The organism is Paludibacterium sp. (assembly GCF_019232825.1).
GTDB lineage: Bacteria > Pseudomonadota > Gammaproteobacteria > Burkholderiales > Chromobacteriaceae > Paludibacterium.
This window is the reverse complement of record NZ_JAFAND010000005.1, coordinates 1-24843: the sequence shown is the minus strand read 5'-3', so window position 1 is coordinate 24843 and position 24843 is coordinate 1. Positions and strand designations below refer to the sequence as shown.

Below are 24843 nucleotides of genomic sequence, written 5' to 3'. Positions count from 1 at the left end.
CGCTTCGCGCCGCGGCAACGTCTTCATTATGCAAAACAGATAAACACAGAGCCAAAAGCCAGGAAAGCCATGACCATCGAATACACATTCATCAACCAAGACACGGCATTGGCCACGATCGTCTGTGTGACCAACCTGTACGCGCCACACCCCGTACAGGCCTGCGATGGTTCGCCGGTGGCCGGCGGCGATTTCCACTATCTGCCCTGGCAATGCTTGAACGCCTCGGCCGGCGCGCGCGAATTCTTTCGTTACGAGGGCCGGTTATCGGCGGTGGCGCGTCAGGACGGCGCGACACCGGTGCTCGATGCCAGCGTACCGACCCCGCTGATCCCGGGTCGGCGTTACCTGGCCTTCCCCGATCGCCGCACGTTGAGCGTCGCGCAGGTGGGAGAGACAGGCGGGGAGGCGACCGCCATGACGGCCGTTTCGCTTGGCATTGAGCCGTTCGCCCTGGCCGTCGACTGGTTTTTGGATCAATCGCCGGCAGGCACGACCTCGCCGCTGGCGCCGAGCCAAGCCGCCCTGTTTTGTGCCGGCGACACGCTGCTGTTCTATCCGGTAGCGCCGGAGCGCTTGCCGCAACGGCTAACACCGGCGGAACTCGCCAGCGCCACGCGCTACCGCGCGCCGACTTACGCGCGCCGTGTCACGGTCACGCTGAGCCAGCCGGCGGGCGGCCCGCCGGTCTACGACTTCATGCCGCCCTCGGCGGCGCACTAAGAACCTCTAACAGGACACATTTCGCGGTTGGGTAGCGTGCGTTCGCGAAGCAACGCACGGTCCTAGGACTCGCTCTAGACGTGCATTGCCTGCGGCGAATGCACGCTACAAAAACTCGGGCGATTGCAAACAGCCCCTCAGGATTTGGCCTTCATGGCCAAAGCCGCCCGCAAGCGCATCGGGACTCGGCTTGCGGCGCGGGAAGTTTCCGAGTCCACCCCATGATCACGACAATTAGGAGTCCACGATGAGCACGCGTTTCAATGTGACGATGAATGTCGAGGATATGCAGGGCAAAACCGTCCTGGTATTTCTCAAGCCGCAAAACCCGCAACGCAACTATCTGATCCATGCCTGGCAGGTTCTCACCGGTTCGGCCGGCGCCACCGAGTCGTTCGACTACGAGGCGACGATCTCCACCGACGTGACCAGCGATGGCGAAAAACCCGGCAATACCATCATCTCCGGCCGTCAGACCGTCGTCCCGGGCCAGTTGTTCTCGGCCACGAGCCCGGGCGGTTTGTCGCCCAAGCTGCAACTGGCGCCGACCTCGCTCGCCCTGGAAAAGCTGACGCCGGAGCAATGCGGCGTCATCAACCAGACCAACCCGTTCACTCAGTTCAACAGCAACTGGTACGTCAATGACCGTCCGGTGGTCTCCATGCCCTATGTGGACGCCAACATGACCGTCAGCTTCGAGTATCTGCCGAACTTCTACTTCATGGTGGCCTCGCCGCCGATGGTTGGCCAAACCTACATCGTGCAGAACTTCTCGGACATGACCGTGTACCAGATGCCCATCACCGCCACCGAGGTGGACGTGGCCTTGACCAAGGACAAGGGGCTGTGGACGTTCAACTTCGCTGCCAGCTAAGGCCTTCCGCCTGACCCGGCGCGGTGCGGCGATGCCGCGCCGCGCCGACCACGACGCGCGCCGACCCCGGACGCGGGAGAACACCATGATGAAGTGCATCGTCATTGCGGACGTGGCGGACATGCGCGGCAAATCCGTCCTCGTCTTCTTGCGGCCTCTGCGCCCAACACGCAATATCCGCATCCACGCCTGGCAAGTGCTGGATCTCTCCGCCGGCGCATATGCCTCGTTCGACTTCGATACCACCATATCGGCCTGCGTCAGCGCCAACATGCGCGGCAATAGCGTGGCGTCGGAAGCCGTGGCGGTGACGCCCGGCGAGCTGCTTCAAGCGGTTCGGCCCGGCGGGCTGTCCCCCAAACTCATGCCGGCCTCCGATGGCCAGGCCATCGCCAGACTGACCACCGAGCAATCCGGCGTACTCAACATGACCCAGCCCCCCCTGCCCCTCGATTGCCAATGGCGCGTCGGCGGCAGCCCGGTGTTGACCGTGCCCGGCGTCGATTGGGGCATGACCTGTACGTTCGAATACGACCCCGTCATGTACTTCATGGTGGCGGCACCCTTGCTGGACGGCGAAAACTTCACCGTGCAGACCTTTACGGACGCCGTCCCCTTCTACCCGTCGCCGGACACGTCCGTGCTGACCGTGCGGCTGTATTGGGAACGCAACCGCTGGCTGTTCGACTTTCAATCGGACTGGCAAGCGGAATGAGCAGGCGGCCGCAGGCGCGGCTGCCTCTCGTATGTGGCAGATTCAGAACCCGCTTAGTCATTCGCTCCACCCTCTCTGGTTAACATTTCCCTCGGCGCGAATCGGCCTTTTCAGGCACGGCGGACGCGCCCGCGCCACGGCCTTGCGCGGCCGTCATGACAACGAGAGATCACAATTAACCAGAGGGAATCGCGAATGCGAAAGCAATACATCAACAATATCAAACGCCGTCAACGCGGCCTGACCCTGATCGAGGCGGCCATGGTGCTGGCACTATCCGCCGTGGTGGTGGCGGGTGCGGTGATGTACTACCAAAGCGCGTCCGAAAACAATAAATCACAGGTTGCCCTGGGCCAGCTCGGCATGATCCAAAGCACCGTGCAAACCATCACCGGCAGTACGGCGAACTATTCCGGCTTGGTCACCGCCGACCTGGCCCGCAGCAGCAACATTCCCGCCTCGCAAAAATCGGGCAATACCCTGATCAGCCCATGGGGCAACCTGACCGTGACCGGCGCCACCGACACCTACGACGTGGTGATGGCCAAAGTCCCGCAAGGCCCCTGCCAAACGCTGGCCGGCCAAGACCTGGGCAGCTCCTTGATGAAAATGAAGATTGGCGGTGCCGATGCGAGCTCGCCGGGCAAGGCGGCCGCGGCGCTCTGTACCGGCGCCACGCAAGATCTCGCCTGGACCTTCCGCTAACCCTCATGAGCCACCTCCGCGCCGTCGGCAGGTGTTGGCCGACGATGCGGGGTTTCAACCGAATCGATCTTGGTAAGGTGTGCTATGCGCAATTTCCGCATGATCCTTGCACTGGCGCCGCTGTGCCTATCGTTGGCCGCGCAGGCGGCTCCCGCCACGGCCTCCGCCCCCGTGTCGGCCATGGCAAGCCCCACGGCGCCATCACCCCGGCCAATGGAAACATGGCGCGTCAGTAACGGCGCGGCGCTGCGCGACACGCTCTACGACTGGGGCCAGCGTGCCGGCTGGACCCTGGTGTGGGATAGCGAATACCGCTACACGCTGGATGCCGACGCGGTTTTCAGCGGTGATTTCCCGGCCGCGGTCACCCAGTTGTTCAACACCCTGGGGGAGCTCAATCCGCCACTGTACCCGGCGATCTACCAAGGCAACCGCGTCTTGGTGGTGAAAGCCCTGCCCAGCCATTAACCGAGCGCCCTCGATGATGAACCTCAAGCGTAAACACCCGTTGGTGTTGCTGTCCTGCTGCGCCCTGGCGGCCTGCAGCACGTCCACCTATCAGCAGGTCCAGCAGGAAGGCGGCGCCATGCAGCAGCGCGCGGCGCAACTGAAAAAGCAATCCGAGCAGCCGCTGCCGAGCGCCGATCTCTCGGCGCTGCCGGTGCATCGCGGCGCCTACCTCGGCGCCACCGCCAGCAAACAGCAAAGCGGTCAGATTCTGCCGCCGCGCGTCGAACGCGACGGCGTGCGCTTCGTCACCGGCAGCCCGCAGGATCTGCTCGCCATCGGCGATCTGATCGGCGAAGCGACCGGCATCCCGGTATCGTTTGCCGCCGATGTGTTCCAAGCCAATCCCCCCGGCGGCGCCCCCACGGCGGCGGGGCCATCGGCAGGCAATGCCGCAGAGCTCTCCGCCGCGCTGGACGCGGCCATGCCGCGCACGGTCCGCGCCCCGGCCAAAGGCCGCGCGCCGGCGCTGTTCGCCGGCAAGCCCAGCGCCAGCCAGCGCGAAAAAATGCGCGTCAACTACCAAGGGCCGTTGTCGGGATTTCTCAACCTGACCGCTTCGTACTTTGATCTCAATTGGAGCTATCGCGATGGGCGGCTGCAATTCAGCCGCTTTGTCACCCGGACCTTTCAGTTGGCCGCCATGCCGTCCACCACGGATGCCAAGTCAACGTTGAACGCCGGCCTGTCGGCCTCGAGCGACGGCAGCAACGGCGGCTCCGCCGGCGCCTCGCAGACCGCATCGATGACCGTGACCCTGGATTTTTGGAAAGATTTGGACACCAAGATCAAAACCATCGTCGGCGAACGCGGCAGCTACAACGTCGCGCGCAGCGATTCAACGGTCACCGTGACGGCGCCCGCCTCGGTCGTGGAGCGCGTGGCGCGCCAAGTCCAGCAACTGAATCGCCAGATGCTGCGCCAAGTGACGGTCAAGGTCGAGGTCTACAGCGTCACGCTGAACAAAGACTCGACCTTCCAATTTCAGCCATTCGTCCAATTGCAAAGGCTGGGCGTGGTGAACTGGTCGCTCGGCCAGCCGGTCGACAGCGGCGCCCCCGGGCAGTTGCTGACCGGCACGGTCACCGGCAACGGCCACTTCACCGGCTCGCAGCTCATGCTCAACGCGCTGGCGGAGCAGGGCCAGGTCAGCACGCTGACCGACACCTCCGTCACCACCATGTCCGGCCAGCCGGTGCCGGTGCAGGTATCGAACACCCGCGGCTACGTGTCGCAAATCCAGACCACCCTTTCCGACGGCACGCCGACCACGTCGATCACCACCAGCACGGTCAACAGCGGCTTTTCGATCAACGTGCTCCCCAAGGTCATGGACGACGGCAACGTGCTCGTGCAGTACAGCATGAATCTGTCCTCGCTCGTCGGCAAAAACAACGGCTTCGACAACTTTGCCGCCAACGCGGCCGACCCCAACGATCCGGGAGGGTCGAAGGATAAAAACCTGCTGACCGTGCAACTGCCGAACATCGATCAGCGATCGTTCATCCAATCCGGCATGATCGGCAATGGCCGCACGATGGTTCTGGCCGGTTACGAGCAGACCGGCAACCAAACCCAAAATAGCGGCGTGGGCTCACCGGATTTCAAGGCGCTCGGCGGCGAGCGCACGGGTAAGCGCGCGCACGAGATTCTGGTCATCCTCATCACGCCGCAGGTGCTCGATCATTCGCGCCAAGCCGTCAATTTCAACTGATGGTGGCGCCCCATGGATCAATATGAGACCCCAACACACCGGCCCCAAGCCATGCAGGGCCTCATCGGCGTGGTCAAACTCGGGCGGCGGCACTACGCGGCCAGCCTGATCTGGAACCACACGGAGAATGACAAAACACTGGCGGCGGAAGCGCGCGAGGCGGCGGCGCGCGTGGGCGCCGAGCTGATCGCCGTCCGCAGCGCCCCCGTCGCCCAGTATGGGCTGGGGGACGTCATGCTGGGCCACAAGCCAGGCCAGCCCTCGCTGGCGGCCGCGCTGGCCGAAGCCTCGCAAAGCGCGATCTACGGCGTCTGGCCGCTGCCGGGTCAAGGTTGGTGCCTCTTGGGCGTGCGCGGCGACGGCTCGGTCGCCTACGACAAATGCACCCATTCCGAAAGCGCGATCCGCGATGCGTTCTTCGACGGGCTGGTGGCCGAGGTATGGGATCAGGTGATTTGCCCCGCCGACTGGCAAGTCGAGGGCAGCACCGCGGCGGAAGCGTTGGCGCCGCGGCTCGCGGCGACCAAGGTCAAACTACGGCCGCTCAAGGTCGACACCCTGCGCTGGCTCCTTTATGGCGGCGCGGCCGTTCTGGCGCTGGGTGGCGCTGGATACGGCTATCAACAATGGCAGGCGCAGCAAGCGGCGCACATCGCACGAGCGCCGCGCCCGTCCCTGCCCGCGCCGCCGCCCATGCCCTGGGCGGGCCAGCCGTTGCCGGGCGCGGCGCTCGCAACGTGCGTCGACAGCATTTTGGCGCATCGGCTCGATGCCGCCTCATTGCCGGTATGGCGCTTGAGCGCCGCCCGTTGCGATGGCCGTGAAGCCGGCTTCCAACTACGGCGGCAACACGGTTCGCCGCATTGGGCCGCCGATGCCGCCCAACGCGCATGGCCATCGGCAACGCTCGCCATCAACGGCGACAGTGCCCGGCTGAGCTGGCCGCTGCCCGCGCTGCCGCACTATCCGGCCAACGGCGCCGGCGTCTCGCTCATGGCGGCGCGGCGTTACCTGCAAAACCAATTCGACGAACTGCAACTGCCGATCAAATTGAGCGACGGCGACCGGCAGCCCTGGTGGAACGGACTCAAATACGAGATCGAGACGCCATTCGACCCCGCGCGCCTGCTGCCGATCTTGAGCCGGCTGCCGGCCAGCGTGGTGACCGAAGTTCGCCTCGTGCCGGGGGAGAAAACGCGCTGGGTCGTCGAAGGACAGGTATTCGAACGGCGCCAACCCTCGCCGGAGGAAATTCAAGCCCTGCAACCGTCAGAAAGGTCATCATGAACACCCTCCCTCTGCGCTGGGCCGCGTGGACACTGGCTCTTGGCTTAACCGCCGCGGCACAGGCCGCGCCGCCGGTCAACGCCAGTCAACCCGTCGGCGGCCTATTGAATGATGCCGGCGCAACGCTGCCCGAGCCCGACCTCCGCCCCTACCAAGCGCAGATCGACGCCATGAAGCGTTTGCAGCGCGACGCGCTGGAAACGGACTTGAGGCTGCAACTGGCCAAACAGCAATTGGAGATGGCCAAGGCCCGCGCGGAACTGACGAAAATCGGCGGCCAGAGCCAAAGCGGCACACCGTACGTCATGAGCCTGTTCGGCGTCGCCGGCGCGCGCCAAGCGCGTTTGATGGTGCCGGGCTTCGGTGTAGTGACCGCCGGCCCGGGCGCCACGCTGCCCAACAACTGGCGCATCGTCGAGATCAACGAGCAGACCGTGTTGGCGCGCCAGGGCAAGAGCGGTTTGATGCAGCTGCCGTTTTACACCCCGGAGTGACGCGCGTGCTGAAATCGGCCTCTCCCCCTCAAGCCGTACCGAGTCCCGTCCAGCAAATGCCGCTCTGGCTGCAACGCGTCGACAACATCGTCAGCATGCCTGGCGGTCTGGTCGAGGCGTCGGAACAACAGCGCCGGCTGGCGCTGTTGTTCGCCGACGGCGTGCTGCTGGTGGACGGCAATGCGCCGCACCACCCGCAAATATTGGCCCTGCGCGAGGTGGCGCAGCGCAAAGGCATCCGCATCCGGCACACCTACCCGGTGCCGATCGAGTTGATCCGCCAGCTCTATGAGGCGGCTCGGCAAAAGCAGCCGGCCGGCGGCGACACCGCGGGCTTCAGCACTCCGATGCAACGCGCGCTGCTCGCCTTGCTGCATGAGGCGGTTGGCGTTTTGGCCAGCGATATTCATATCTACGTGCACAGCCATGAAGCGGACATCAAATTCCGCGTTCGCGGCGATATGCGCCATATCCGGCAAATCGACGCCAAGACCGCCCATGAGCTGTTGGCGGCCGCCTACAACATGGCGGATGCGGCCGACGCCACTTACCGCCTGTACGATTTCCAGGCGGCGCGCATCGCCAGCAGCGCTGCGCCTTTGCCCAAAGGCTTGCAAGCCGTCCGCCTGCAGCTCAACCCGATGGGCGCGGGCGGGCGCTACCTGGTCGCGCGGCTGCTGTACGCCCAGGAGCGCTGGGACGACAACCGGCCCTCGCTGGAAAGCCTGCGGCTGCACCCCGCGCAGCTGCGCGCGCTCTCGCGCATGCGTCAAGTGCCAGAAGGGGTGAACATCATTTCCGGCCCGACCGGCTCAGGCAAGTCGACCACGCTCAAAATCGTGCTCGAAGCGCTGTATCGCGAGCGGGAAGGGCAAATCAACATCCTCACCATCGAAGACCCGCCGGAGTACGAGATTCACGGCGCGGCGCAACTGCCGGTCACCAACGCCGACGGCGAGGAAGAACGCGGCGGCGCCTACCGCCAAGCCATCATTGCGGCGCTGCGCTCCGACCCGGACGTGATCATGCCGGGGGAAGCGCGCGACCGCGAGGTGATCCGCCTGGTCTTCACCGCGGCGATGACCGGCCACCAGGTGTGGACCTCGCTGCACGCCAATAACGCCATCGCCATTTTCGACCGCCTGCGGGATCAGGGCGTCGAGCCCTACAAACTGTCCGACCCGAATCTGATCACCGGCCTCATGGCCCAGCGGCTGGTCAAGATGCTCTGCACATCCTGCCGCCGGCCCCTTGCCGGCGGCGAGCTGGCGGAGCTGGCCATGCAAGTGCCCAGGCTCGGGGAAGTCGCGGCCGGCTTTCACCGCGAGATCCATCAGGCCAACCCGCAGGGCTGCCCGGCCTGTACCCAAGGCTACAGCGGCCGCACGGTTCTGGCCGAGGTGATCTGCCCGGATCAGACGTTCCTGGACTACATGCAGCGTGGAGAACGCCAACAAGCGCAGCGGCATTGGGCCGAGGCCCTCGACGGGCTGAGCATGATGGAGCATGGCTGGCTCCATATGATTGCCGGCAATGTCGATCCACGCGATCTGGTCGCGTGCCTAGGCCCGCTGCAGGGGCTCGGCGCGGCGCGGCGCCAAGCGCTGATTGCCTTGGAGTAATACCGCTATGTTCGATACTTTCCGCGCCAAACGCGCACGCCCCACCACCGATCGGCCGCTCGCCGGCTGGCGCCGCCGCTTCGTCAAGCTGCAGATCGGCAGCAAGACACGCATGCGGCTGTACGAAAAACTGGGCAAGTTCGTCGCCAATGGCGTGCCGCTGATCCGCGCGCTCGACGAACTCCATGCGCATGCCTCGAAGGACGGCGCCAAGCCGCAGGCGCCTCTGGCGCTCGCCATCCGGGAATGGCGCCGCGCCATGCTCAACGGCCAAAGCTTTGCCAACGCCTTGCGCGGCTGGGCGCCCCTATCCGAACTGTCCGTCTTGCAAGCGGGGGAAGTGGCGGGACGCTTCGATCGCGCCGTCGAGGACGTGCTGTTTTTGCACACCGCGGGCAAACGCATTCGCGGCGCACTATCCGGCCTGCTGTATCCCGTGGTGTTGATCGCCACCACCTGTCTCTACTTGTACATCTTCGGCGCCAAGGTCGTGCCGGCGTTCGCGGCGATCCTGCCTGTCTCGCAATGGCAGGGCGCGGGGCAATCGATGGCCGGCTTGGCGCAATTCGTCGAGCACGGTCTGCTGCCGACGGTCCTGGCCGTCCTGCTGGCGAGCGGACTCGCCGCGGCGACGCTGCCCGGCTGGACGGGCAAAGCACGGCGCGTGGCGGATCGTTTTCCGCCATGGAGTCTGTATCGACTGGTGCTCGGCTCCGGTTTCATGGTGTCGCTCTCCGCCTTGATCCATGCGGGGGTGTCGGTGCCGGAAGCGCTTCAGCTGCTGGGCCGCAACGCCTCGCCATGGTATCGCGAGCGTCTGCACGCCACGCGACGGGAAGTCCTCAACGGCGCACGCAATATCGGCGACGCGCTGAATAAAACCGGTTTTGATTTCCCCAGCGTGGAAAGCGTGATGGACATCCGCGCCTACGCCTCGCTCGAAGGTTTCGAAGACATGCTCAGTCAGCTCGCGCGGCAATGGGCAGACGACTCGGTACGGCTCATCCAAGAGCAAATGGACTTGTTGCGCAACGCCGCCATCATCTTCATGGCCTTCGTCTTCATGTGGATCGTGACGGGCATGTTCGCCCTGCAGCAGCAGATATCGAGTGCCGCCAATTAGGGCTTTGGCCCCCCATCCATTATCGACAAAGGACCGACATGGGCATTTTTTCCCGTACCGCGCCGCCAGCCCAACGTCTCGAGCCGCAAGACGCGGCCGCGCCCTCGCCTAGCACGGCGGAAACGATCGACCAACGGCTCGCGGCGCAGCGCCGCATCCAGCAACAGGCAAAGGCGCGGCTCGGCGCCGAGCCACCGGTCGCGCCGTCTTCCCGCGGGCCCGCGACCGTCCCGGCGGAGGCCCCGGCCGACGGCGCCGCCGCTAGATTGGCGGCGCTGTCCTTCTCCGATCTGATGTTGTGGCCGGACGGCCGGGGCATGCTGCGCCACGCGGCCGGCCACGTGGGGCCGGTGATCGAGGTGCCGCCCCCCTTCCGCGACGACGTGCGGCGCATCTGGACCGAGATACGCCGCGAGGCGCGCGGCCGGGAGTTTTTCCTCTCCCATGATGGCGTGCCCTACCGCGTCGCGCGCATCGATACCGTCAACGGCGCGGGTTACTTCCTGCGCCGGCCGACATTCCCGGTGCCCGCCCTGGACACGCTCGGCTTGCCGCCGGCCATGGTCGCGGCGCTGCGCGCCATCGGCACGCAATCCGGCATGGTGCTGATGGCCGGCGCCACCGGCTCGGGCAAAAGCACCACCATTTACTCCTTCCTCACCGATGTGGTCAGCCGTCAGGGCGACATCGCGGTGGCGGTGGAAGACCCGCCGGAATTGCCGGCGCAAGGGTTCTACGGCGAAGGGGGCAAAGGGTTGTGGTACCAAATCGACGCCAATGCGGTCGGCGGCTTCGAGACGGCGATGATCGCCGCGATGCGCTACAACCCGCGCTATCTCCTGCTGGGAGAAATCCGCGCCCCCAAGGTGGCCAACGAGGCCATCCGCGCGGCCGTCAACGGCCACTTGGTGCTGACCACGATTCACGGCAGCTCGCTGTCCGGCGCGATACTCGCCTTGCAACAGATCGCGGCCGCCGGCGCCGGTTCGCTGGAATTGGCGCGCTCGATTCTGGCCGATGGCCTGGCGGCGGTGATCCATCAAAGGCTGGCGCCTGATCCGCAACGCCCCGGGCAGCGCGTCTTGCAGGCCGAGATGCTGTGCATCGGCAACGACATGGGGCTGCGCGCCAAGATCCGAGCCGGCAAACTCGAACAATTGAACACCGATATCGATGCGCAAGCCTTGCGCATCGCACGCGGCCAATCGCCGATGGAAATGTAGGCGCGCGATGCTTGCCATGATCATTCAGCTTGCCCTATTCGCCTGCCTGCTGCCATTCGTGATGCTTGGCCAGGACCTGCAGCAGGCGCACGCTCGACAGCAGGCGGCGGTATGGGCAAGGACGTTGCTGGCGCAACACCAGGCCCTGCAACAGTATTGCGCCGTCCGCCCCGACCCGCCCGCGCCGCAAGAACCGCCGCCCCCCTGCCGCACCCCGGGCGCCATCGCGCGCGCGCCGACGCTCAATGCCTATCTCGACCCCGCGTTGGCCGCCTCGCCCTATCTTCCGGCGGTGCAATCCCTGTATGACGGCCAGCACACGCTGAGCTACCTCGACTTGAATCAGGCCGCCAACGGCAAAGGAGGCTGGCTGACCGGCCGCATCGATGCCGAATGGATACGGGTGAGCGCGGGCAGCGTGTGCGCCGGCATTTACCGCAATGGCCGGTTGATCTGCGCCGATGGCTCGACGCTGACCATCAATGGCGGCGCCGGCCCCATCCCGATCCCCGACGGCTCGCCCATGGTGGCCGATCCGTAATCGCGAACCGCTCACGCCCCCCTCTCAAAAAAACAAAGGAGAACCCCGTGCAAAAGAGACAGCCGCAACGGCACCAGCGCGGTCTATCGCTGATCGAGGTGGCCCTCGCCCTCAGCGTGATGGCGTTGATCATCGGCGGTATGGTCGCCTATGGCGTCCGCTCATCGAATCAGGCCAAGCTGCGCCGCGATGCACAGCATTTTGTCGCCTGGGCCCAAGCGGCCAGCGCCTACGTCGACGCCAACCAAGCGCAATTCAAACTCGATGCCGAAAACGCGCTCCCCGGCGCGCCGGATGGAACGAAATATCAGCCCGCGCCGCAGGATCTGCCAGACGACGCGCGGCTCAATCCGCTGAAAAAAGACAAATTCATCTCCGAATCGGTCAGCGCGGTCATCGGCGCCAATCAAACGCTGCGCTTGCGGCTGCAACTGACCAAATTCACCAATGGCGCCGGCAAGGGCGACTGGCAAGTACAAGCCTTGCTGTTTACCCGTCAGGGCACCGACTTCAGCGACGACGATGCCGGCGCCATGGCGTTGATGGCCGGCGCCATGGCCGGCACCATCAAGCAGGCGGATCCGGGCAAAACCATCCACGGCGCCAATGGCAGCTGGCGCAGCCGCGCCGCGGATTGGGCCGATGACCCGGCCAGCGGCCATTTGGTCGCACTGATCGGCGGCGGCGGCCTGACTGGCGGCGCCGGCAGTTTCGTCAACACCGGCGACTGGCTGGCGCGCAAGCTGGTCGCGGGCCGGCCGGAGCTGAACCGGATGGAAACCGAGATTGCATTCGGACAAGGCGCGGGAACAAGCGCCACCCTTGGCCAAGCGGGGCCCGCCCTGACGGCGACGCTGCCGGCGGCGACAGCCGATCCGTCGACCAGCGGCACGTTGAAAGTGGAGAACGGCAATTTGAAGCTGGCCGGCAACGCGACGTTGAACGACGCCTGCGCCGAGAACGGTCTGTTGAACAGCGATGGCGCCGGGCGGTTGCTGGTGTGCCAGAACCGCCGGTGGCAGACCGCCTATACCTCGGGCACGCCCTATTTCGCCAAAGTCACCACCAACGACAACGTGAGCGCGGCCGAATACGGCTCGACGGCGCTATCGACCAAAGACATGATGGTCACCGCCATGGCGCGTCACTCCACCGGGAGCAGCAACTCGGGCTGCGACGTGTATATCACCATCACCGACCCGAGCGGCAGAAAACAACTGTTGGCCAGGCAAGCGGTACTGATGAGCCAGACGGGCCAGGGCGGCAATATGTGCGTGGCCACCGCCTATATCCCGACCGGCGTGTATTGGCAGATCGGCATCAACCGCGGCGCCAACTACGATCCGCTGCATCCCGCCTCCGGCCAGGGCTGGCACTCTCCGGGCTCCGGCGCCTGGACCTGGTACGAGCATGATTAGCCTGCCCCTGCCCACGCTCCTCGCCTTGGCCGCCGGCGTCGGCGCCGTGCTGACGAGCTTCGGCCGTCTGGCGGCGGCGCGCCTGCCGCACCAGCTAGGCTGGCGCGACGACGCCGAGCCCGGCTTGACGCTCGCCTCGCCGCCGTCGCGCTGCGACGCTTGCCGCACGCGCATCCGCTGGCGCCACCTGCTGCCGGTACTGGGCTGGTGCCTGGCGCGCGGCCGGTGCCCGGATTGCCGCGCGCGCATTTCGCCGCTCCACCCGATCGTCGAAACCATCGGCGGCCTGAGCTGGGTCTTGGCACTGTGGTGGTTCGGCACGGGCGCCCAAGGTTGGGCCGCCTGCCTATTGTGGCAGGTACTGCTGTTTCTGGCTGAGATAGACTGGCGCGAGGCGTGGTTGCCGGCCGTGGTGACCCTGCCGCTGTTCTGGGTAGGGCTCTTGTTGTCGCCCTTCGAACCGTCGCTCGCGGCGCGCGTCTGGGGCGCGTTTGCCGGCTTTGCCTTGATGTGGCTGTCGATGGCTGTGGCCGGGCGCTGGCGGCGGCTGGACACGCTGTCAGGCGGCGACATCGCGCTCGCCGCCGCCGCCGGTGCATGGCTTGGACTCGCGCGGCTGCCGGCCTACCTGCTGTTGGCCTCGCTGCTGTTCACCGCTTGCGCGCTGCCCGCTCGACGGCGCGGCCATATCTGGATGCCGATGGGGCCGGCGCTGTGCCTGACCTGGCTCATCTGTCTGGGTTTGCCGGAAGGTGGCGCATGGCCGCTTTAAGCGCCATGCTGGCGGCCTGCGTGCTGCAAGCCGCCAGCGTGCAAGCGCTGCCGCCCGAGCTTTTGCTGGCGATCATCCAGGTCGAGGGCGGCTCGGCGGGCGCCGCGTCGGTGAACCGCAATCGGACCGAGGATCTGGGGGTCATGCAGATCAATACCGGCGCCTGGCTCGATCTGGCGGCGCGCGCGCACTTCGCCGGCGACCGCGCCGAGGCCTATCGGCAATTGCGCGACGACACCTGTTACAACGTACAGGTCGGCGCGTGGATCTTGCGCCGCGCGATCGACGAATATCCCGGCGACGTCTGGCGTGGCGTCGGCCGTTACCATTCCGCCACGCCAGCGCTGAACGCGCGCTATCAGCGGCAAGTGCAAGCGGCCTGGCGGCGGTTGTTTCCGCGCTAACGACCGCCCTATTTTCCGCCGGGTATCCACGTAGGATTTCGCCTCTCACCGGGCTGTGCCACAATATCCCGCCGCGCGCCCCGCGCGGCGATCAACCAACGCGGCCCCTTGCTTCACCGTCAGCCAACATGACAGAGATTCCTCAAACGACAAGCGCCCTGCGGCAGATTTTCGACGGCATGGCGCGCAGCGTCGAGTATTTCGAACCCCGCTTCTTCCCGTTCGGGCTCGTGGCGGTGATCGGCTTTCCGCTTTACTACTTCGTCTGGCACGATCTCTTCCCGCAGCCCTACGAGAATCTGCCGCTGCGCCTGGCGGGCAGCGCGCTGTTCGTGCCCATCATGCTGGCCAAGTATTGGCCGCAAACTTGGCGGCGCTACCTGCCGGTGTATTGGTATCTGACGATCCTCTACGCGCTGCCTTTTTTCTTCACCTACATGCTGTTGAGAAACGGCGGCTGCATCGCTTGGATCTCGTCCGCGCTGACCGCGGCCTTTCTCATGGTGCTGTTGCTCGACTGGCGCAACCTGACCATCCACTTCGTCGTCGGTGTCGGTTGCGCATGGCTCGCCTATCGCTGGACCTCGCCCGAGCCCAATCTGACGTTTCTTGCCCGCGAGCAGATACCGGTCTACCTGTTCATCATCGTGCTGGGCGCCGTCGCCAATTACAGCGCCGACATGGTCAAGCAGGAGAGGCTGCGCGCCATGCGCAGCACCGCCAGCATGATCGCCCACGAACTGCGCACGCCGCTATTGGGCATCAAGGCCGGCGCCACCGGTCTGAAGCAGCACTTGCCCGCGCTGCTCGATGCCTATCGCTTGGCCCGGGAGGCCGGATTCGCCATCGGCCCGATCCGGGAGGTGCATCAGGAGGGAATGCGCAAAGTGCTGGAGCGCATCGAGGAAGAGGTCAACTACTCCAATATCGTCATCGACATGCTGCTGGCCAACGCCAAGCCGTTCGATTTCAAGGATGTCACCTTCAATCGCTGCGTCATGTCGGCCTGCCTCGACACCGCGCTCATGCGTTACCCCTTCGCCACGGACAAGGAACGTCAGCTCGTGCGCGTCGAGATCGCGGCAGACTTCGACTTTTTCGGCAACGAGCTGTTGATGGTGCACGTGCTGTTCAATCTACTGAAAAATGCGCTGCGCCATATTGCCCAGGCAGGCAAGGGCGACATTCTGATCCGTGTGGAGAAACTGCCCGAGGGCGGCCGGCTGACGTTCCGCGACACGGGGTCCGGCATTCCCCCGCAAGTGCTGCCGCATATTTTTACCCGCTTTTACTCCTGGTCGTTAGGACATGACGATGGTTCAGGCGCTGGAATAGGATTAGCATATTGCCGCAGCGTAATGCAGGCATTTGACGGCAACATCCTCTGCTGGTCGACGCTGGGAGAATTCAGCGAATTCGTTTTAACCTTTCCCGCTGTGGACGATTGATGCAACGTTACGACATTCCTCCCCTCTACTTCCCTTCGATGGTGATGCTGGTCGACGATAGCCGCGCGTTCCTCGATAACCTGGGATTGCAGCTCGACGCCAATCTGGCTTTCCGTCTGTACGACTCGCCGTTCGACGCGCTGGTGGATCTGAACGGCTCGTCATCGAGCTCGCCGCTGGTGGAGCGCTTTTTTTCCGTCTCCCACTTCGGCGACGATTTGCCGTTATCGCACCACGTCCTCGATCTCAATCTCGACCACATCTTGCGCGAGGTGCACAACCGCCGCCGTTTCGAGCGGGTATCGGTGGTGGTGGTCGACTATGACATGCCGGAGGTCGATGGGCTGGCGTTCTGCCGCAACATCAAGAACCCGGCGATCAAGAAGATTCTGCTGACGGGCAAGGCCGATGAGAAGCTGGCCGTACAGGCGTTCAACCAACGGCTGATCGACCGCTTCATCCTGAAACAGGATGCCGAGGTGATCCCCACGCTCAATCAGGCGATCGCGGAACTGCAGCTGGCGTATTTCCAGGAAATGGCACGCACCGTGGGGGAAGCGTTGTCGCTCGGCTCGCACAGTTTTCTGCAAGACGCCGCCTTCGCCGGGACCTTCCATCGCATTCGCGCCGAGCGCGGCATCGTCGAGTTCTACCTGACCTCCACGCCGGATGGCTTCCTGATGCTCGACGCGCAGGGCGCGGCGCATCTGCTGATCATCAAGACGGCGGAAGAGTTGGAAAGCCATTTCGACATCGCCCAGGATCAGGGCGCGCCAGCCGCGCTGTTGGCGCGGCTGGCGAGCAAGCGCTACGTCCCCTACTTCCGCACGCCGCAGGGCGAGTACCACCCGAGTTGCCCTGACTGGCGCAGCTGCCTGTATCCGGCGACCGCCCTGCAAGGTCAGGAATGGTACTACTATGCCGTGGTCTCGAACCCGGCCGGCCGCCAATTCAGCGACATCGCCTCGTATCGGGACTTCCTTGCGTGGCTCGACACGCAAGGAACGCCCGCGCCTCTATCCAACGGCTAAGCGACAGCCGCCTCTGCCGGCTCGGCCGGCGCGGCCGACTGGGCCTTTTTGCGCCGCGTCGACGCCCAGTCGGCGAGCCCCACCTCGCCGCGGATTTCACGGCAAACATCGACGATGCGGGCCAAGGCGTCCGGGGTCAGCATCGCGTTGACCGATAGCCGGATCAGCGCGCGGTTTTTCGGCGTGGCCGGCGCGCAGAATACGGAGCCGAAAATGCCGCGCGCCTCCAACGCATCGCGCAACACGATGGTCTGACGCTCGCTGCCGGACTCAAGCGCAATGATCTGCGACTGACTGCCGTTGAGGTTGTAGCCCAAATCGTCCAACGCTTGGCGCAGCAAGGCGGCATTGGCCTCAAGCGCGCGGCGGCGCCAGTGTTCATCGTGGATCACCTCCAGCGTGGCGGCCAGACCGGCGATCTCGTGCGGCAACAGCGTGGAGCTGAAGATCGCCGGATTCGACTCGAACTTGAAGTATTCGCTGAAGCGCTCCGAGCACGAAATGAAACCGGCTCGACCGGCAAAGGCCTTGGCCAGGCTCGCGGTGCGGAAATGCACTTGGTCACACAGCCCCAGCGCCGCCACCATGCCCTCGCCATGCGATCCATGGGTACCCAGCGAGTGAGACTCGTCCACCACCAGCACGCAGCCGGATTGCGTGCCGATCTCGACCAGCGTCTCCAGCGGGCAAACACTGCCGTTGGTGCTGTACACGGAGTCGACCAGGATCACGCCCGGGCCATGCTTCTGGATCTGCCGCGCCAAGTGCGCCATGTCATTGTGGTGGAACGACACGGCGCGCGCGGAGGCCGCGCGGATGCCTTCCCATAAGGACATGTGCGCCATCATGTCCACATAGACCGGCGTGGTCTCGTCGGCAATCGATTGGATGAGCCCGGTGTTGGCGGCAAAGCCGGATTGGCACAACACGCCCGCCTCCGCCCCCATGAAATTCGCCAGGCGCAACTCCAGATCCAATAGCGGGTTGTCCCCATGCAAGAAAATCCCCGACATCAACAGCCCATTGCCGCTGGCCAGCAGGCAATCCGCCGCCGCCTGCAGAATCTTGGGATGGCGCGCGACCGACAAGTAGTCGTTGCTGCTCAGGTGAATGGCATCCCCCCCCGGATGCCGACCACGCATGATGTGGCCGCCATCCCAGGTGTTGTGGACGCGCTCTTGGTAATACCCCTCGACCCGACGGGAAAGGAAGGCCGGTTCCGGCGCATTGCGGAAAAGAGGTTGACGGTGAAACGGCATAACGCGATGAGTCATGTTACTTCTCCATGGGAGAGCAGTTGTCATTGACCCGGACAACAGACGTTGCCGGGCGTAAAACGCCGCCGCCCCACTGGGAAGGGGCCGCAGCGTTGCCCGCCTAATCTATCCCAAATTGCATAACGCCTTTGTGTATGCCGTTGCGATTTCGCCTCACACCCGCGCCTTGCCAATCGTCATTAATACGCATTCGTCTTAAGACAAAAGCACTATAGACAACGCAATCGACGAGGGAGAAATCATGAAACTGATGACGTGGAATATGCAGGGCGCGGGAACCAGCACATCGCCCAAGGCCAAGTGGGAAGCGCTGGCCGATTGGCTGCTCGACCAGAACGACGAGGACCGCCCTGACATCGTGGCGTTACAGGAGTGTGGCGTCTTGCCCGACAAGCTGCCGGGCGAATCGGAATATGTGTCGGAATTCTCACCGGGCGGCTGGCCGGTGACCGTCTATCGTTGGACAGCGGAGAGCGAAGACGGCGAACGGCAGCAAGACTTCTACGTCAGCTATGCCGAACTGGACGCGGGTGCGCATCGGGTCAATCTGGCCGTGCTGTCCGCTGCGGAACCCGACGATGCGGCCACCACCTTTGCCGAAACCCGGCCTGGACTCGGGCTCTTTTTCGACGATACCTGGTACTTCTCCATTCACGCCAGCGCGGCATACGGCTGGGACGTCGAGGATCTACTGGCCAACATCTGGACCACCGTCGGCGATGGGCCGTGGGTCGCGCTGGGCGATTACAACAAAGAACCGCAGGACATTCTCTGGAACGGTGAAGTGCTCAGCCAGCCGACCCATGATTGCGATCTGAACAGCGTCGAACCGGATCATTACACCCACCCCCGGTCACCCGACTCGGAGAGCCCGGAGCGCGTTATCGACTACGCGGTGCAAACCGGCAATCTTGGCATCGCGCCGGCGGAGCGCCTGGATATGGGGTATTCCGACCACTATGCGGTGCTGTTTTCCTAAAGCCGAAAGGAGTGACGCCATGCGTAACCATCATGTCCTCTTCCCCTGCGCCGGCTTGCTGTTGCTGGCCCTGGCCGTGCCCAGCCTCGCGGCGCGCGGCTACGAATCGTATTACGACTTGCTAGACGCCGCGCCTTGGTTCGACGGCGCCAAATCCACCATCGATTATCAGCCGACCCCCGTCGACGGCATCGCCATCGCCGCCTGGTGCGGCATCGACAATGGCGGGGTGGACGCGCCCATGCAATGGGTTCAGGGCGGCTGGGACCAGTTCAAGGATGGCGCGCCTCACGTTTACTGGGAGTACACCGACAAGAACAACCAATACCGTATCGGCTGGGATGGCGCGCCGAACGCGGCGGACACCTATGAGCAAAGCCGCAACGGCGGCCAGATGGAATGGCGGCGTGGCGGCGTCGTCTACAAGACCGCCGACTGGTCGCTGTTCAACACCATCGAATTGCGCAAAGCGCAGTATGGCGCCGAAATGCACGACACCCCGGCCGACCATACCCCGGGGGTGGCGGCGCGCAAGAATAACTTCCTCACCACGCAGGTCCGGCGCTCGCTTGGCGCCTATGCGTCCGCGCCGCTCGCCATCGAAGTCAGCACGGCGGAGGACGGCAACCTCGAACCCGTTGGCGTGCCAGGCAATGGCAGTTTCCGCACCTGGGACAATCGTGATCATTGAGAAAAAGGACTCCGACATGAAGATGCCACGCCTTCACCCCCTCTGGCTGCTATTCGCCTTCTGCCTGCGCATGGCGCCGGCGCTCGCGGCGGCCCCGATCCTCGGTAGCGTCGGGCCGCTCAGTTGGCAAGCGACACAGATACCGCCGACGTACTCTCAGGCCGAGGCGATCAAAAAAGCGTCGGACTATCTCGGCGCTGGAACCACCGGGCAAAGCATGACGGCCCAATTCGTCCAAGTAACCGACAGCACCCCCAACGGCAATATCCGCCAAACCGTCTTCTATGCCTGGCTCGTCGTCGTGCCCGCGCTCGGGATCGACAAGGCGACCGTGCCGGTTGCGGTACTGCTCGACGCCGACCAAAGGCAATTGGACGCTGCTTTCACCGCCAAGAACACGCAAGCCTGGGTAATGCCCGCGGCCGGCTTTACCGCTCAGGACGCCTGGCAAGCGATGGCGGATGATGGTTGGCAGGTGGCGGCAACCCCGCAGGGTCCCAAGACGCTCGGCGCCACGGTCGGCCAAGTGCTGTCCGCCGTCTGGCACGCCACCGGCATCTCCCCGGCCAACGCGGGGCAGATTCTGCTACGGCCGCGCCGTGCCGCGCCGGCGCTGCCGGCACAGTGGCAGGATGGACAGTTAACGCCGCTGTTGCCCGCTGGCACGTACTGGACCGCAGTGCTGTACGGCACCAAAACCCGGGAGGTCACCCCGCCCGCGCCCACAAGCTCGGCCTCGGCGAGCGCGCAAGTGCCCGCCTATATGAGCGGTTTGGCCTTGCTGATTGCCGACACCAGTGCGCGCGTGGTGCGTGGCGTCTTCCTGTACTAGGTGGGCTTCTACTGCGGGAGTAACGGCAACATCTTGAAAGCGGGAGTGGGGGGCGGCATTTACTCCCGCCGGTAAGGTTTTGCTTCGACTCCCGCCGTTTCGCTTATGCGAGCAGCCCGGACCCGGTGTCACCGTGCGTAGAACCGTGCGTTGAAACGTGCGTTGCTGCGCGAACGCACGCTACATCCCACTCCCCACTCCCGCTTTAACAGTATCGCCTACTCGGGGGTATGACGCGCCACCCAGCGCTGCAGATCGCCGAACGCGGCGACCAGCTGCGCCAGGGCCTCGCCCATATCGCCTTGCTGTTTGGCGCAACGCTCTAGCGCTTCGGCGGCGTCGCCTAGCGGCATGGCGCCGATCATGCGGCCGGAGCCCTTGATGCGGTGCGTGAACCAGCGGGCTTTTTCGTAATCCTGCGTGTCGACCGCTTGCTGGACGCCCACCAGGTCCTCCTGTTCGGACGACAGGAATTCCTGAATCAAACCCAACTCGACGTTGATATCGCCCTGGCTATAGATTTCCAACGCACCACGGTCGATCACATTGTCCTCGTCGGCCGCGGTCGGCTCCGGCGCGGCCACGGCATCCTGCGCCGGCAACGGCAACCAGCGCGCCAGCGCGCGCTGCAACGCATGCAAGTTGAGCGGTTTGGTCAGCACTTCGTTCATGCCGGCGGCCATAGCCTGGGCCGACTCCTCGCTGGCGACGTTCGCCGTGCAGGCGAGAATCGGCACCGGCTCGCGCCCGGGCATCATTTGCTCGATCTGGCGCACCTCGCGCGCCAACTGATGACCATCCATCACCGGCATGTGGCAGTCGGTCAAAATCAGCGACACCGGGTTTTCCATCCAATAATCCAGCGCCTCCTGACCGTTCTCCCTCACCACGAACGGCACGCCCAGCTTGCCCAGCTGCATCGAGGCCAGTTTACGGTTGATCGGATTGTCCTCGACAAACAGAATCGGCGCCTCGGGCACCACGTCGAAACGCTCAGGCGCGATGGGCGCCTCCTCGCGGTTCGCCGCCAGCTGCGGGTCGGCAATCGGCAGGGAGACCGTGAACTCGACCGTCGTGCCGCTGCCCACCGCGCTCGTCATGTGAATGTGGCCGCCCATCAGATCCGCCAGGCGGCGGCAGATGGCAAGCCCCAGGCCGGTGCCGCCGAAGCGGCGCGTCGTGCTCGACTCGGCTTGGGTAAACGGCTGAAACAGCTTCTCCAGATTTTCCGGCGCGATGCCGATGCCGGTGTCGATACAAGCGAAACGCAATGTTTGCGACGTCGGCGTCGACTGCTCCACCGTCAGTTGCAACGTCACGGCGCCGGACTCGGTGAATTTCAGCGCGTTGCTGACGAAGTTTTGCAGGATTTGCCGCAGCCGCAATGGATCGGCCTGATGGGCGGGCGCCAAGCCCTCGGCGATCGACAGCTCGAAGCACAGGTTCTTGTTGCGGGCGGTCTCCAAGTACAGCCCTTGCACGCTGCGCAGCACGCCCTCCAACATCACCGGTTCCGGGTTGATTTGCAGCTTGCCCGCCTCGATCTTGGAAAAATCCAAGATGTCGTCGATCAGCCGCAGCAGCGTGACGGCCGACTCCTGCACCGACGCCAGCGTATCCTGCTGCTGGCGATCCTGGATGGCGATGCGCAACAGCTCCAATAGCCCGAGAATGCCGTTGAGCGGCGTGCGGATTTCATGACTGATCGAGGCAAGGAAGGCGCTCTTGGCTTTGTTGGCATCGTCGGCCTTGCTCTTGGCCAGCTGCAGCTCTTGCTCGCGCGCTTTCAATTCGGTGATGTTGGCTCGCAGGCACACCGTGCCAAGCCCCGGTATCTGCTGATCGCTGGCCAAATACCAGCGCTCGCCGATGCGCAAGACGAACGAGGATTTTTCCATCCGGTGGCGGCGCACGCGCTCGGTCACCCATTCCCCGGCCGCAAATCCTTCCTCGATGACTTCCTTGCCGTTGATCAGCGACAGATGCACCATCGACTCGAAGGTCTCGCCGACGACCTGGTCGGTGCCGATGTCGGTGAAGAACAGATCGGCGTAGTGCTGGTTGCACACCACCAGCCGGTCGTCGGTATCGTAGAACGCGAACGCCTCCGGAATCGCCTCGATCGCCCCCACCAGACGTCCGCGCGACTCCGCGGCGCTGTCGCGGGCTTCTCTGAGCGCGAGCTCCGTGCGCTTGAGGCTGGTGATTTCGATGCAGGAGACGATGACGCCATCGTCCGGCAACCCCTCGTGCAGCAAGTTGGTCTCGAACAACAGCCACAGATCGGCGCCGCCGAGCGTCTTGCACGCCACTTCCAAGGGCGCCGCCTTCTTCCCCTGTTTCACGCGGGCAATCTGCATCGCCAACAACGCCCACGCCTCCGGCGCGCTCAACAACGATTCCAACTTGGTCAACGTCAGCGCCGATTCCTCGATGCCGAAAATACGGCTGACATGGTGGTTGACCCGAATGATCCGATTGTCGCCGTCGACCAACAGCAGACCGACCGGCGAGGCTTTGAAGATGGCCTCCTGCTCGCGCAAGACCTCGTTCAGCCGCGTCGAGGATTGCTTGCGCGATTCCTCTTCGGTCACGAAGCCCAGCACGCTGGCATAGAGCGCCAACAGCGGCCCGAAGCTGTCCGGCACCTGGTCGCGGTGCTCGCGCCACACGGCCACCAGGCCGCTCTGGCCCTCCTGCAACGCCACCGGGAACAAAATCCAGCGCGGGTCCTTGATCAGCTCCTGACGCAGTTCGGCAAGATTGCCGCTCTGATCGCGCTCGATCTGCGGCTCTCCCCCCCCCGCCCCCGCACGCGCCCGGCAGCGGTAGGTCTCGCCCAACATCCCGCCCCGCGACTCAAGCAACAACCCGGCCTGTGCGCCGGCGTGCCGCAGCAGAATCTGCAACAGCTCGTCGAACACCACCTGGCGCAAGATCGGCGTGAACAGCAGATTCTGAATCCGCGAGATATCCGACATGGTTTCCAGGCTGTGCCGCCGCGCCTGCTCGGCCTTGAATCGCTCCTGATCGTCGCGGATGATCAGCAGAATGCCCTTCTGGTTGTTACGCACCAGCAAAGGGCTCGCGATCAGGCTGACGTGCAGAGGCGGCAGGCCGTCGGGCCGCGCCAGCTGCGCCTGAACCTCCTGTCCCGATGCCGCCAGCTCTTCCAGCCGCGCCTTGTTGATGCCCGCCTCGAAGATCAATTCGTTGATGTTGTGCGCCAGCAATTGCCGCGACGGCAACTCGAACAGCGCCTCGGCGCCGCGGTTGGCCATGAAGATGCGGCCATGGGTGTTGGTCAACAGGATCGCCTCGCGCGCCGCGTCCTGGACCGTATTGAGCAACAGTAGCGGCCGCAGCACGCGGCGCTGCAGCCAGAAAACCAGCCCCAAGTTGAGGAAAATGGCCAGGCACAGGAACAAGGAGTTTTGAATCAACTGCGCCAGGGCTTCGCTGCTGGCGCGCGATACGCGGTCGCGCAGAAACAGCGAGAAGGTGCGGAAGCGTTGGATCACCTGGTCCTGCAGGCTTTCCGTGCGGCGCCGGTACTCCTCCGCGGCATCGGGCGAGCCTTTTCCCTGAGCGAGGCCCGTCACCTGTTCCGTGCTCAACTCGCGGAAATCGGCCAATTGTCCGGCCAGTTCGGCGCCATGCCAGCCACCCTGCACGTCGGGCAGCAAGCGGATGCCGATCTGCAGCTGATTCATCGCATTGGCCGCCAGGCCGCGATCGAAATCCAAGTCCGCCTCGGTGGTGGAGTTAAGCAAGTGTCCCAGCTGCGCGCGCTGAATCAGCGCGGAGCCGTCGGTGGCGACTTGATTGCGAATCTGCCACAACTGATAACTGACTTCGGCCAGACGGCCGATGGTATCGTCAGGCGAGCTCGCCAGACGACGGGACAATTCATGCGACACCAGCATGGTGCGTTCGAACAGGTCGCTCATGGCGAGCGACATTTCGAACGCCAGCGTTTCATCGGTCGGCGCGCCCGGTTCGCGCAAGCGCTTGTCGATGGAGGCGCGCACCGCATTGAAGTGTTCCCAGCGATCCATCATGCCGTCGACCACGCGGCTGTCGGCGACCAGCGGTTCGGCGCGCAATTCAACCGCCGCGCGGGAAAACTGCGTCTGGGCCTGGTGTTGCAGCTCATCCAAGCTCACACGTTCCATGCCTTTGATCGAATGAGCGCCGGTGAGGATGGATTGGTACAGGTTGCGCTCGCGCGCCAGCGCGTCCGTGGCGGAGAACAACTCGCGGTTGATCCGGTCAGCCGCCGTCAAGATCTGCGCGGTGTGATAGTCGCCGACGGCCTGGCGGATCAGCAAGCCGTAACTGATGAGCTGAAACACGCTGATCACGATGACGATCGCGACCAGGCTGCGCCGGATCAACTGCATCTGCGACGTGCTGGTATTCCCCTCGGTCATGGCGCCCCCCCGTCAGGGATTAATGCCGTA

22 protein-coding genes are annotated in these 24843 nt (G+C 64.5%); 20 read left to right on the top strand and 2 right to left on the bottom strand.

The window, feature by feature from the left end; all coding sequences use genetic code 11:
* Window positions 1-69: 69 nt before the first annotated feature.
* From JOZ06_RS00445 to JOZ06_RS00365, 17 genes are all read left to right on the top strand, one after another.
* The gene (locus JOZ06_RS00445) at window positions 70-723 is read left to right on the top strand and encodes a hypothetical protein (protein WP_293227625.1); all 654 of its coding nucleotides are present in this window, start codon (window positions 70-72) and stop codon (window positions 721-723) included.
* A gap of 247 nt (window positions 724-970) precedes the next feature.
* A complete protein-coding gene (locus tag JOZ06_RS00440; RefSeq protein ID WP_293227623.1) occupies window positions 971-1597 on the top strand; it encodes a hypothetical protein in 627 nt (208 codons plus the stop codon).
* Between the two features lie 85 nt (window positions 1598-1682).
* A complete protein-coding gene (locus tag JOZ06_RS00435) occupies window positions 1683-2312 on the top strand; it encodes a hypothetical protein (protein WP_293227621.1) in 630 nt (209 codons plus the stop codon).
* A 195-nt stretch (window positions 2313-2507) separates the two neighbouring features.
* Window positions 2508-3017, top strand: a complete 510-nt coding sequence (locus JOZ06_RS00430) for a type 4 pilus major pilin (RefSeq protein ID WP_293227619.1) — start codon at window positions 2508-2510, stop codon at window positions 3015-3017.
* A 99-nt stretch (window positions 3018-3116) separates the two neighbouring features.
* The gene (locus JOZ06_RS00425) at window positions 3117-3485 is read left to right on the top strand and encodes a toxin co-regulated pilus biosynthesis Q family protein (protein ID WP_293227618.1); all 369 of its coding nucleotides are present in this window, start codon (window positions 3117-3119) and stop codon (window positions 3483-3485) included.
* A gap of 13 nt (window positions 3486-3498) precedes the next feature.
* Window positions 3499-5238, top strand: a complete 1740-nt coding sequence (locus tag JOZ06_RS00420; RefSeq protein ID WP_293227616.1) for a secretin N-terminal domain-containing protein — start codon at window positions 3499-3501, stop codon at window positions 5236-5238.
* Between the two features lie 12 nt (window positions 5239-5250).
* The gene (pilO2, locus tag JOZ06_RS00415) at window positions 5251-6525 is read left to right on the top strand and encodes a type 4b pilus protein PilO2 (protein WP_293227614.1); all 1275 of its coding nucleotides are present in this window, start codon (window positions 5251-5253) and stop codon (window positions 6523-6525) included.
* A complete protein-coding gene (locus JOZ06_RS00410) occupies window positions 6522-7019 on the top strand; it encodes a hypothetical protein (RefSeq protein ID WP_293227612.1) in 498 nt (165 codons plus the stop codon). The genes pilO2 and JOZ06_RS00410 overlap by 4 nt, the downstream gene beginning before the upstream one ends.
* Window positions 7020-7024: 5 nt before the next feature.
* A complete protein-coding gene (locus JOZ06_RS00405) occupies window positions 7025-8641 on the top strand; it encodes an ATPase, T2SS/T4P/T4SS family (RefSeq protein WP_293227610.1) in 1617 nt (538 codons plus the stop codon).
* 7 nt (window positions 8642-8648) lie between these two features.
* Window positions 8649-9764, top strand: coding sequence for a type II secretion system F family protein (locus tag JOZ06_RS00400; protein ID WP_293227609.1), 1116 nt, complete (start codon window positions 8649-8651; stop codon window positions 9762-9764).
* A gap of 38 nt (window positions 9765-9802) precedes the next feature.
* Window positions 9803-10987, top strand: coding sequence for an ATPase, T2SS/T4P/T4SS family (locus JOZ06_RS00395; protein WP_293227607.1), 1185 nt, complete (start codon window positions 9803-9805; stop codon window positions 10985-10987).
* Between the two features lie 16 nt (window positions 10988-11003).
* A complete protein-coding gene (locus tag JOZ06_RS00390) occupies window positions 11004-11528 on the top strand; it encodes a hypothetical protein (RefSeq protein WP_293227605.1) in 525 nt (174 codons plus the stop codon).
* A gap of 47 nt (window positions 11529-11575) precedes the next feature.
* Window positions 11576-12946: a shufflon system plasmid conjugative transfer pilus tip adhesin PilV gene (pilV, locus tag JOZ06_RS00385; RefSeq protein WP_293227603.1), complete on the top strand. Its 1371-nt coding sequence runs from the start codon at window positions 11576-11578 to the stop codon at window positions 12944-12946.
* Window positions 12939-13718, top strand: coding sequence for an A24 family peptidase (locus JOZ06_RS00380; protein WP_293227602.1), 780 nt, complete (start codon window positions 12939-12941; stop codon window positions 13716-13718). The genes pilV and JOZ06_RS00380 overlap by 8 nt, the downstream gene beginning before the upstream one ends.
* Window positions 13706-14122, top strand: a complete 417-nt coding sequence (locus JOZ06_RS00375; RefSeq protein WP_293227601.1) for a lytic transglycosylase domain-containing protein — start codon at window positions 13706-13708, stop codon at window positions 14120-14122. Before JOZ06_RS00380 ends, JOZ06_RS00375 begins: the two co-directional genes overlap by 13 nt.
* A gap of 128 nt (window positions 14123-14250) precedes the next feature.
* Window positions 14251-15570 carry a HAMP domain-containing sensor histidine kinase gene (locus JOZ06_RS00370; protein ID WP_293227599.1) on the top strand — a complete coding sequence of 440 codons (1320 nt, stop codon included), beginning with the start codon at window positions 14251-14253 and terminating at the stop codon, window positions 15568-15570.
* The gene (locus JOZ06_RS00365; protein WP_293227597.1) at window positions 15570-16601 is read left to right on the top strand and encodes a response regulator; all 1032 of its coding nucleotides are present in this window, start codon (window positions 15570-15572) and stop codon (window positions 16599-16601) included. The genes JOZ06_RS00370 and JOZ06_RS00365 overlap by 1 nt, the downstream gene beginning before the upstream one ends.
* Here the strand turns inward: JOZ06_RS00365 and cqsA are convergent.
* Window positions 16598-17875, bottom strand: coding sequence for an alpha-hydroxyketone-type quorum-sensing autoinducer synthase (gene cqsA, locus JOZ06_RS00360; protein WP_293227595.1), 1278 nt, complete (start codon window positions 17873-17875; stop codon window positions 16598-16600). The genes JOZ06_RS00365 and cqsA overlap by 4 nt on opposite strands.
* A 244-nt stretch (window positions 17876-18119) precedes the next feature.
* Between cqsA and JOZ06_RS00355 the strand changes: the two genes are divergently transcribed.
* From JOZ06_RS00355 to JOZ06_RS00345, 3 genes are read left to right on the top strand one after another with little or no spacing between them, the layout of a single operon-like run.
* Window positions 18120-18857, top strand: coding sequence for an endonuclease/exonuclease/phosphatase family protein (locus JOZ06_RS00355; protein WP_293227593.1), 738 nt, complete (start codon window positions 18120-18122; stop codon window positions 18855-18857).
* A 19-nt stretch (window positions 18858-18876) separates the two neighbouring features.
* Entirely contained in the window at window positions 18877-19548 is a 672-nt protein-coding gene (locus tag JOZ06_RS00350; protein ID WP_293227591.1) for a hypothetical protein, read from the top strand.
* Window positions 19549-19564: 16 nt separating this feature from the next.
* Entirely contained in the window at window positions 19565-20380 is an 816-nt protein-coding gene (locus JOZ06_RS00345) for a hypothetical protein (protein WP_293227589.1), read from the top strand.
* A gap of 218 nt (window positions 20381-20598) precedes the next feature.
* Here JOZ06_RS00345 and JOZ06_RS00340 read toward each other — a convergent pair whose 3' ends face one another.
* Window positions 20599-24813 carry an ATP-binding protein gene (locus JOZ06_RS00340; protein WP_293227588.1) on the bottom strand — a complete coding sequence of 1405 codons (4215 nt, stop codon included), beginning with the start codon at window positions 24811-24813 and terminating at the stop codon, window positions 20599-20601.
* Window positions 24814-24843: the final 30 nt, after the last annotated feature.